Origin of the sequence: Acinetobacter sp. SwsAc2 (assembly GCF_013391465.1) — a bacterium.
GTDB lineage: Bacteria > Pseudomonadota > Gammaproteobacteria > Pseudomonadales > Moraxellaceae > Acinetobacter > Acinetobacter johnsonii.
The window spans coordinates 1-10,891 of record NZ_JACBEZ010000055.1 but is presented as its reverse complement, the minus strand read 5'-3'; the positions used below and the strand labels follow the sequence as shown (position 1 = coordinate 10,891).

At 40.4% G+C, this 10,891-nt stretch carries 7 protein-coding genes; 3 read left to right on the top strand and 4 right to left on the bottom strand.

Annotated elements, in window-relative coordinates; translation table 11 throughout:
- Nucleotides 1-109: 109 nt before the first annotated feature.
- The 3 genes from HYI04_RS16130 to purL form a co-directional block, all read right to left on the bottom strand.
- Nucleotides 110-289, bottom strand: a complete 180-nt coding sequence (locus HYI04_RS16130; RefSeq protein WP_178896383.1) for a hypothetical protein — start codon at nt 287-289, stop codon at nt 110-112.
- A gap of 11 nt (nt 290-300) precedes the next feature.
- Complete coding sequence (locus tag HYI04_RS16125) at nt 301-2,319, bottom strand: class I SAM-dependent DNA methyltransferase (protein ID WP_213070279.1); 2,019 nt, start codon at nt 2,317-2,319, stop codon at nt 301-303.
- A gap of 96 nt (nt 2,320-2,415) precedes the next feature.
- A complete protein-coding gene (purL, locus tag HYI04_RS16120; protein WP_178896382.1) occupies nt 2,416-6,252 on the bottom strand; it encodes a phosphoribosylformylglycinamidine synthase in 3,837 nt (1,278 codons plus the stop codon).
- A 436-nt stretch (nt 6,253-6,688) separates the two neighbouring features.
- On the opposite strand from purL, the gene HYI04_RS16115 reads away from it, so the two are divergent.
- The 3 genes from HYI04_RS16115 to ruvB all read left to right on the top strand — a co-directional run bounded on the left by HYI04_RS16115 (nt 6,689) and on the right by ruvB (nt 10,079).
- Entirely contained in the window at nt 6,689-8,029 is a 1,341-nt protein-coding gene (locus tag HYI04_RS16115) for a deoxyguanosinetriphosphate triphosphohydrolase (RefSeq protein WP_178896381.1), read from the top strand.
- A 126-nt stretch (nt 8,030-8,155) separates the two neighbouring features.
- Nucleotides 8,156-8,758 (top strand): Holliday junction branch migration protein RuvA, encoded by a 603-nt coding sequence (gene ruvA, locus HYI04_RS16110; protein WP_058869334.1) that lies wholly within the window; start codon nt 8,156-8,158, stop codon nt 8,756-8,758.
- A gap of 313 nt (nt 8,759-9,071) precedes the next feature.
- The gene (ruvB, locus tag HYI04_RS16105; RefSeq protein ID WP_178896380.1) at nt 9,072-10,079 is read left to right on the top strand and encodes a Holliday junction branch migration DNA helicase RuvB; all 1,008 of its coding nucleotides are present in this window, start codon (nt 9,072-9,074) and stop codon (nt 10,077-10,079) included.
- Between the two features lie 131 nt (nt 10,080-10,210).
- On the opposite strand, the gene HYI04_RS16100 is transcribed toward ruvB, so the two are convergent.
- Nucleotides 10,211-10,780 carry a hypothetical protein gene (locus HYI04_RS16100; RefSeq protein ID WP_256733023.1) on the bottom strand — a complete coding sequence of 190 codons (570 nt, stop codon included), beginning with the start codon at nt 10,778-10,780 and terminating at the stop codon, nt 10,211-10,213.
- Between the last annotated feature and the right edge of the window lie 111 nt (nt 10,781-10,891).

The window sequence follows — 10,891 nt, the reverse complement described above, 5'->3', positions numbered from 1 at the left end:
TCTTGACTCAAGCATTAATGCAGTACGATCTTCAAAGTTAAGATGATGGTATGACAATTTTATATACTCCATAAACCCTTTAAATTAATTAGGTGGTTTATGTCGCACTTCAAGTTTTACTCTGCCCTTGTTCTCCAACTCCTGCCGTAATAAATGGTATTGCACCTAAAATTCTATCAGTTGATTTTAAACGTTTTCCTCGTTTAATAATATCAAACAAATTTCCAATTTTATATTCTTGCCACTCAATGCTAAAATCTTGTTCCAACTGTTCTAGTTGTTTTTGCATTGAATGGCGATCTACTTTCCCAGTCCACCCTCACCTTTTATTAGTTGCTCAACTTCCCAAGACAGATAATCTGCAACCGTCTTTCTAAAATCGTCAAAAGTTGGCTTAGTATCAATCTGTTTGTGTTGGTCAAAATTCCAGTCTGCACCCGATTCGCCAATAAAATCTTCCACAAAAACCGTATCTAAATTCCAATCTGCTTCAACTTTGGCTTTACTGCCTGCTTTATAAATATCAATAATGTCATTATAGCGTTTGGTCGGTTCATCAAGTTCTTGTAAAGCTCGACTGGTGCGCTTATAACCATCATTTCTAAAGTCGATAAACTTCACTGTCTTTTTAAAGTCGTGCTTTTTGCCTGCTTCAAAAACATAAATACTGGTTTGCACACCTGCCATGGGCTGAAATAAATCCGTTGGCATTTTAATACTGGCAATTAATGTGTGCTTTTTCAATATCGCTTGGTTGGTTTTTACTGCTTTACCTGAACCTGCTGAATCTTGAATAATAATCGCAGCTAAACCACCTTTTTCCATTTTATCCAAACCAAAAGCAATAAATGGCATACCATTTTCTTCATAGCTAAATGGCGGATTTAACAACAATTTATCTGCTTTAAAATGAGTATAAAGTTCTTCTGGTGTCCTAAAGGTATTCCCTTTTTGAATATTAGAACTACCATCACCACGCAAAATCATATTGGTTGCAGCTAAGGTATACATTTCCGCATTAAGTTCTACACCCAATAATTGCTTGGTTTTTATGATATGAATTTTATCTTCTGCAGATGTAGTTTTCTTACCAAAAGTATTTTCAGCATCTTGAATCATCATTTCCATAGCTGAAATTAAGAAACCTGCTGAACCTGTTGCTAAGTCCATCACCTTTGAATCTTGATTGACATCTAAAATCGTTGCCATCATTTTGGTAATATAGGGCGGTGTCAATACAATCCCAATTTCTTTACCATCACCAAGTGCATATTTCAAAAATTCTGAATACATTTCACCCATAATATCTAGATGCCCTGCCATCGCATCAATAGACAGGAAAATATTATGATAAATAAAAGTGAAAATTTGTTTATTGGTACTGGCTTCACCATCTATTAATTTTGCAACTTCTTTATCTAATTGGGTTTTTTCATCACGCTGGGCATCTTTTGAAATTTCAGAAAAGCTGGCTAACATCAGATTTTGTTTATCTAATGGAATATCACGAGCATTTAAAAATTCTTTGATTTGATTAACAATTTGCACACCATCACGTTTAGATTCAGTTTGAATACCCTTTAAATCTTCAGGCATTAAACCATCTTGAATTTTTGTATTGTGTATATCTACAACAGGTTGCATAGATAACAACATACCTGATACATAAAGTACACGTTGTGGGGCAGTAATATTAAGATTGTGCATCAGTTTATTTAAACTTTTTGCATAACGTTGTAACTGTGCTTGTGAACTAATTAAAATTTCATGCTTTTCTTGTTCAGTTAAAACAGCATCTTTATAAAATTCATCGAAAGTTTTATTATTTTCCAAAAAATCTAAAGTTGTTACATTATCAAGTAACTTAAAAGAATGTTCACCCGAACCATAAACATAATAGGCTTGAATTTTAACCGTTTCCGCACAATCTCCTGAAATACCAATCGCAATCACTTCATGATACTTAGCCGAAGCAATCATACCTGTTGCATAGTATAATGCACCATTCACAGCATAGTCTTTAATAGACTTGTCATCAAATTTAATACTATCTTTTGTTTCAGCAATCAGTTTTTTAACACCAAGTTTATTTTCAATGACGATAGGAATTTGATACTTGGTTAAACTAAAATCGGGTTTACCAAAATTGGTTTTATTTTCAGTTTTTGCTCGCCCTTTTAGAGCTTCTTTCAAATACTCGGGTATTGCAGATTCAGTATGATAATCTTTTTGATTTTTCAGCTTTAATCTATCGAATTGCACCTTAACCCAATCATTAACATGGTCTTCAAGTGTATAATTTATTCGATTATTTGCCATTTTCATTACCCAAATATACTGCGCTTATTTTATACAACTAAATAAATAAAGGGCTTGTAGAATATAACAATTCTACAAGCCCTTTTTTATTATTAATCAACCAATGAACTTACGTGCATTGCGGAACATACGTAACCATGCACCGTCTTCAGTCCACTCTTCAGGCTTCCAAGAATGCTGTACAGCACGGAAGTTACGTTCAGGGTGCGGCATCATAATTGTTGCACGACCATCTTTCGATGTAACACCTGAAATCGCTTCTGGCGAACCATTTGGATTCATTGGATAGTGTTGAGTTGGGTTCCCTTGGCTATCAACATAACGCAAGATCACTTGATTACCTGCATTTAATGCAGCCAAGTTATCCGCACTGGTCACCACACGACCTTCACCATGTGCAACTGCGATAGGCAGGATTGAACCTTCCATACCTTCTAACAATACAGAGTTTGATTTTTCAACACGAACGTTTACCGCACGCGCTTCAAACATCTCAGAAGTGTTGCGGTGGAAACGCGGCCAAGCTTCAGCACCTGGAATCAGTGGCGCCAATTGCGACAACATTTGACAGCCGTTGCAAATACCAAGAGAGAAAGTCTCATCACGGTTGAAGAATTTTTCAAATTGGTCACGAAGTTTCGGGTTGAATAAAACTGATTTCGCCCAGCCACCACCTGCACCCATGACGTCACCGTAAGAGAAACCACCACATGCCACAAGACCTTCAAAGTCATCTAGGCTGATACGACCTGCAAGTAAGTCGCTCATGTGCACGTCTACAGTGTTGAAACCAACTTTGTCGAATGCCGCAGCCATTTCAACATGACCATTTACGCCTTGTTCACGTAAGATCACCATGTTTGGACGACGTTCGTTGATGTACGGCGCTTCGATTGGCTCATTCAAATCAAATGTAGGTTTTGCAATAATACCTGCATGTGATTTGTCCGTGATCAATGCAAATTCTTGATCCGCTGTTTCCACGTTATCACGTAGACGTTGGATCTGATGTGATACTTCAGTCCACGCCACTTGCAAATCTGCACGCTCTAGCACTAAACCATTTACAGTCAATTGATCTGTATTGTTTACCGTACCAATAACCGCAATGGCATCACGTAATGTCGATGCCGCAACTTCTTCTGCAAGTGTTGCCCAATCAGACGCACTGATTTGAAGCACTGCACCAATTTCTTCTGCAAATAGGCTTTCAGTTGATTGATCTTCTAAAGCGACACCGAGACGTGCTGCAAACATCATTTCCGCAACAGTTGCAAGCAAACCACCATCACCGATGTCGTGGTAAGCCTTAATTAAGCCGCGGTTGTTCCAGTCTTGAACCAAGGCAAAGAATGCTTTGAAGTCGTCAAAACTATCTACATCAGGTGTCACTGAACCAAGGGCTTTATAGACCTGAGCAAGGATAGAACCACCGAGACGGAACTGACCTTTAGAAAGATCAATACGCACCAATACTGATTCTTCATTTTTCAATTCAGGCGTTAAGGTTTTACGCACATCCGTCACTGGTGCAAAGGCTGTGATGACTCCTGACATCGGTGAAGTCACCGATTTGTCTTCGCCTTCATCATTCCAAGTCGTACGCATTGACAATGAGTCTTTACCCACTGGAATTGCAATACCCAAAGCTGGACACATTTCCATACCGATGGCTTTTACACCTTCGAATAAAGCTTGGTCTTCACCTTTCTGCCCTGCAGCCGCCATCCAGTTTGCAGACAATTTAATGTCACTGATCTGGTCGATTTTTGCAGACATAATATTTGAAATCGACTCTGCAACCGATAAACGTGCAGATGCCGCAGGATTTAACAAGGCAACAGGTGGACGTTCACCCATCGCCATGGCTTCACCTGTATAGCCTTGTAAGCTTGTTGTGGTTACTGCTGCATCTGCAACAGGAACCTGCCAACGACCTACAAACTGATCACGTGCAACCATACCTGTAATTGAACGGTCACCAATGGTGATCAAGAATGATTTCGATGCAACCGTTGGGTTTTTAAGTACACGGTAAATCGCATCTTTCAAATCTGTAACTTTAGATGCATTAAAGTCGTCGCCTTGACGTTCAATCGTTTCATACGAACGGCTCATACGAGGTGTGCCACCTAGCATGACTTGCATTGGCATATCCACGGCTTTGTTATCAAACAATGGATCGTTCACCGTCAATTGACGCGCTTCAGTTGCTTCGCCTAAAACGGCAAACGGACAACGTTCGCGTGCACATAATGATTCAAATAATTCTAAAGAACTTGGACGAATCGCCAACACATAACGCTCTTGCGCTTCGTTTGACCAGATCTCCATTGGAGACATGCCCGGCTCAAGTGATGGAATCTTACGTAAATCAAGAATCGCACCCAGTTCGTGGTCATTCACCAACTCAGGCATTGCATTTGAAATACCACCTGCACCCACGTCATGCACAGACACGATTGGGTTGAAGTCTTCCATGCGCCAGCAGGCATCGATGACTTCTTGGCAGCGGCGTTCCATTTCAGGGTTTTCACGCTGTACAGAAGCGAAATCTAGGTTTTCACCGAGTTTACCGCTGTCTACAGAAGATGCTGCACCGCCACCAAGACCGATCAGCATTGCAGGGCCACCAAGAACAATCAGCAAGTCACCCGGTTGAATCGCATCTTTTTCAACATGATCTGGACGGATGTTACCGTAACCACCTGCGATCATGATTGGTTTGTGGAAACCTTTCACATCACCATTTACATTTTGTTCGAATGTACGGAAGTAACCATTTAAAGCAGGACGACCAAATTCGTTGTTGAACGCAGCACCACCCAATGGGCCTTCAATCATAATTTGAAGTGGAGATGCCATACGAGATGGTTTGCCGTAATTTTCTTCCCAAGGTTGTTCAAAACCTGGAATGTTCAAGTTAGAAACCGTAAAGCCAGTTAAACCTGCTTTTGGTTTACCACCACGACCTGTTGCACCTTCATCACGGATTTCACCGCCCGAACCAGTCGCAGCACCCGCAAATGGCGCAATCGCTGTTGGGTGGTTATGCGTTTCCACTTTCATCAAGATGTGAGCGGCTTGACTCTTGTATTTATAAACGTGGTGACCAGTCGCTTCATCTTTCTTTGGATAGAAACGCTGAGTATCAAAACCAACGATCACCGAAGCATTGTCTTTATATGCTGACAATACATCTGTCGGTGATTCTTTATAAGTATTTTTAATCATTTGGAACAATGACAATGGCTGTTTTTCACCGTCAATCGTCCATTCAGAACCAAAGATTTTATGACGACAGTGTTCTGAGTTTGCCTGAGCAAACATCATCAGTTCAATATCGTGCGGATTACGACCGAGCTTGTTAAAAGCAGCAACTAAATAATCAATTTCTTCATCAGAGAGTGCAAAACCAAACTCAGAGTTCGCTTTTACTAAAGCATCTTTACCCTGACCTAAAATGTCGATTGCATTTAAAGGCTTTGGAGCCGTTTCAGAGAACAATGCAGCAGCGTCTTCAATTTGATTGAACACACTTTCAGTCATACGGTCATGTAAAACTTGTTTTACTGCATCCGATACTTCAGAAATACCTTTTAAAGTAAACAAAACACCGCGTTCTAAGCGGTGTATCGGGGTATTACAGTTAGCAAAAATATCCGTTGCCTTTGATGACCACGGCGAGATTGTCCCTACACGTGGCGTCACAAGGACTTGAACTTCATCACTTGTCGCTTCGCGAACTTGGAAGGTTGCGCCATCATTTAATAGCTGCAAAGCAGATTGCTGTTGTTGCTCGTCGAGCGCTTGGTCGAAAAGGTAAACCCATTGGCTTTCTATTGATTGAACAGAACTGATAGACGATAGACGTGTTAAAAGTTGTGTTTGCTTAAAAGAAGAGTGTGCAGGTGCACCGGCAACGATAAACATGCTGTTTTTGGCTCCACGGGCAGGTCTAGACAACCTACCTCAATGTGACTTGAAGAGAGCGCATATTCTACTGTGTATTCCCAAAATCAGCTAGTCGTCTACGACTTAAAAAAGTGAGATTTCTTTGTTTTAAAAGATCAATTTACTTTGACTTTAAAAATCAAACATGATTAGTAACAAATGTTTTAAGGGATAAATTTCAAAGATGCCCGACTTTTGGGCTTTTGTTGGGTTCTAAAAGCCATTTTCAATTGATACTCAGGCTACAAATAAAGAAGTTGATAGCCTCCTTGAGAACATACATGACTGCTTTAAGATGTTCTATTGATGAGAACTTCATACTGCATAAATTAAAAGACAACTTATGTCGCAGCCCTCTAGAGCTCGTCACACTTTTTTGGCATGATGAAGCCAATAACTCACTGAATAACGATAAATGATGCAAATGCGTTGGTTGGAACTGCTCTCAACAGTTCGTATTGGAAGTAAAAAACAAAATACCGAATTGGCACGTAGCCCATTTCACAAAGATTATGATCGAATTATTTTTTCCCAAAGTTTTCGCCAACTGAACCGAAAAACCCAAGTCCATCCACTGACTCAACACGATGGCATTCATACTCGTTTAACGCATTCGCTCGAAGTCTCCTGCATTGGACGCTCTCTTGGCATGCTCGCAGCGGAAAAGATCAAGGACGAACTGCCAATTTGGATTTCTCCTGCCGATGTTGGAGCCATTATTCAAGCGGCTTGTTTAGCACATGATATTGGGAACCCACCGTTTGGTCATGCGGGTGAATATGCCATTCGTGAATGGTTTGACGATGCATCACATGGCAACTTTTTAGAGAAACTTTCCCCAGAAGAACAAGCCGATGTGCGTCAGTTTGAAGGTAATGCCCAAGGTCTACGCTTACTGACTAAAATTGACTATCATCCTAATGATGGAGGCATGCGTCTGACCTATGCAACACTTGGGGCTTATTTAAAATATCCGTGGCTATCGAAAACCATCGAATCACAAGGCAATACCCCTGCCAGTAAACGTGCCAAATTTGGCTGCTATCAGGCAGAAAAAGAAATCCTGCAACAAATTGCAGAGCAACTCGGACTGATTCAACTGGGTGAATATCATTATTGTCGTCATCCACTGACTTATTTACTTGAAGCAGCAGATGATATTTGCTACGCCCTGATTGACCTTGAAGATGGCATTATTTTAAACATGTTGTCTTATAAAGAAGTCGAACCGATTTTTTTAAGCTTGCTGGGTGAATACAGCGCACCAACTGAACTGTCGATGCCAGATACGACTTGGCAGCAAAAAATTGCGGCCCTGCGTGGACGAGTGATGAAACGTCTGGTTGAAGAAGTCACATCGGCTTTTGCTAAGCATCATTTTGAAATATTAAGCGGACAACTGGCTGGTAGCTTACTGCAATATTGCGCTGCTGATATTGAGTTAGGCATTAACCGTGCGAAGGATTTAGCACGTGATAAAATATTTGAACACCCGCAAAAAGCGGGTTTGGAAATTATTGCCCATCAAAGTTTGCAAAATATTTTAGATGCCTTTATTCCACTCACTACACCGCATAAAACATTGAGTTTTAAAGAACAACGCTTAATGGCTATTTTATGTCGTTCTGGTGCGCACTTTGGCAGTAACCACTATGAAAATATCATGCAGGTCTTAGATATTATTTCTAAGTTTTCAGACCACCAAGCGTACAACTTGTCTCAAGAGTTACAAGGCAATAAGGCAGGATTGATTTAAATGTGTCATCAACATCCAGTTTGATGATAAAGCCATCAATCCGAACTCAATTTTCCGTGAGCCTTTTGCCTTTCTGCGCAATGCTCACTACTATGCAACCATTGATAAAAAAGTGAATCACACAACATGATCGGATGTCTTATTGGTGAAGTCTTCGCACTAGAAGCACCCACCGTACTTTTAAATGTAAATGGTGTCGGTTATGAAATTGATACACCACTGACAACCTTCTGCCAACTACAAAAAGGCCAGAACATTACCTTATGGACGCACCTTGCCGTGCGTGAAGATGCTCAACTGCTCTATGGTTTTCTACATCAACAAGAAAAAATCATTTTTCGCACCCTATTAAAGGTCAACGGTGTCGGCCCTAAAATGGCTTTAGGTATCTTATCCACGCTTAGTGTCGATATGCTGATTCATACTGTTGAGCATGAAGATATTAATACACTGGTTAAAGTACCTGGTGTGGGTAAAAAAACCGCTGAACGCCTCATGATTGAACTACGTGATCGCTTTAAAGCGATGTCTTCAGGTACAGCACCAAGCAACTCAACCGTTGAACAAATTCAGTTCACAGGTAACTCTGCCGTGGCAGAAGCTGAAGCGGCCTTACAATCTTTAGGGTATAAACCTTTAGAAGCACAGAAATTGGTCAATGCAGCAAAAGGTGATTTCACTGAAGCAAGCGACATCATCCGTGCTGCACTCAAATCGATGAATAAATAAAGCATCTCAATCAAGACGACATTTGATACACGTAAGTGTCATTGGCAACTGTTCGAGTCAGGAGACATTTGCAGATCAATGTTTCTGCGATATAGTCGATAAGAACTTTCATTCGATGAGTTTTGCGATGAGGTGCATTGCACCGCAAGTGGTTTTCTTGCGAAGCATTGCTTCTCATTTTGCAAAACAAAAGTAAGGCGAACCGCAGGTTATTCCTGAGTTTCGCTTGAAAATGGAAAGACTCCGCCAAGGTATATACTTTCTTTTCTGACATTTTGCTACAAAGCATATTCACCTAAAGTTTAAATAATATATGCAAGACCGTCTCATCGGTGGTTCCGAAAAACCCGAAGATCATATCGACCGCGCTATCCGCCCGACCTCACTCGATGACTACATCGGTCAGCCCGTGGTTCGTGAGCAAATGGAAATTTTTATTGGCGCAGCCCGTGGTCGTGGTGAAGCACTCGATCACACCTTAATTTTTGGTCCACCGGGACTAGGTAAAACCACACTTGCCAATATTATTGCGCGTGAAATGGGTGGAAACCTCAAGTCGACTTCAGGCCCCGTACTAGAACGGGCTGGGGATTTGGCAGCCATGCTGACCAACCTTGAAGAAGGTGATGTGCTATTCATCGACGAAATTCACCGTCTTTCCCCCGTGATTGAAGAAATTCTTTACCCTGCCATGGAAGACTACCAACTCGACATTATGATTGGTGAAGGTCCTGCAGCGCGTTCAATTAAGCTCGACTTACCCCCTTTTACTTTAGTTGCCGCAACCACACGTGCTGGACTCCTCACCTCTCCTTTACGTGACCGTTTTGGCATCGTGCAACGCCTTGAATTCTATTCCGTCGCTGACTTGACGCATATTGTGACTCGTTCTGCCAATTTGATGGATGTACCTATTACACGTGAAGGTTCAGCAGAAATTGCACGTCGTTCACGTGGTACGCCGCGTATCGCCAACCGCTTACTACGTCGAGTTCGTGACTATGCACAAGTCAAAGGTACTGGTGAAGTGACACAAGATATGGCTCAGCGTGCACTCGATATGCTCAATGTCGATAAAGATGGTTTAGACACTTTAGACCGTCGTTATTTGAGTATGTTACTTGAACGTTTTGATGGCGGCCCTGGTGGTGTAGAAGCTTTGGCAGCTGCAATGGCTGAAGACTCAGGTACATTAGAGGACGTGATTGAACCGTATTTGATTCAACAAGGTTATGTGATGCGGACAGCCCGTGGTCGTATTGCCACCAATATGGCATATTTACAGTTTGGTATGACACCGCCTGAACCGAAAGAAAAATGATTGAAAAGGGAGTGAATCTCCCTTTTTCTTACTGATTTAAAATAATTTGAAGTCACTTAGATAAAGACATATAAGATATTAAAAATTGAATTGATGATCAGATTATCCTAAGTATGTTTATAGCTGTCATGTTATACACCGTTATAATTATTAGGTTCGACAATAAAACCCTGTACGACTTTTTTTGCTTTTAATTGAATGATTTTCCAATCCTGCAAATGAACACTTTGAAATATAGTAGTAACACGAGCTCTCATTTCAGGCTTCAAAACAAATTCCTGTTTACATTCACGTGCTATTGGATTTTCGGAATCTCCACATGTAATTAAGGTAAGTACCTTTCCTTTTTCATTTTTTTCAACATATAAATCATCTATATCGTATAAAGCATTAGACCCCGTATTTATAGCTATTAATTCCTTATTTCGTTTCACCCATTTAGGATGAGGAATATATTTCTGTAGACCATATTCATACTCATCACTAGGCAAATATATATCCCTAAAATTGAATTCCTCTAAATGTTTTTTTGATGTTATTTTTGTATCCAACGTTGAATTGATTAATTTCGTTGATAAATCGCCATTATAATGCCTATCTGCATATACACTTACACTTAGCCAATGATTATCAGGCAAGTTAATTTCTGCATTATATTGTTCGCTTGAATAAGGTGATGCTTTATAATAGACTTCCGTCATAAATCAAAAAACGTACAATTTATTTGATCTTAAATTAATCAGCAAAATTATTTAATTCAAGGGATAATCCTTGGATGAAATTCAAAGATATTCAAAAATTATCAAACGTTA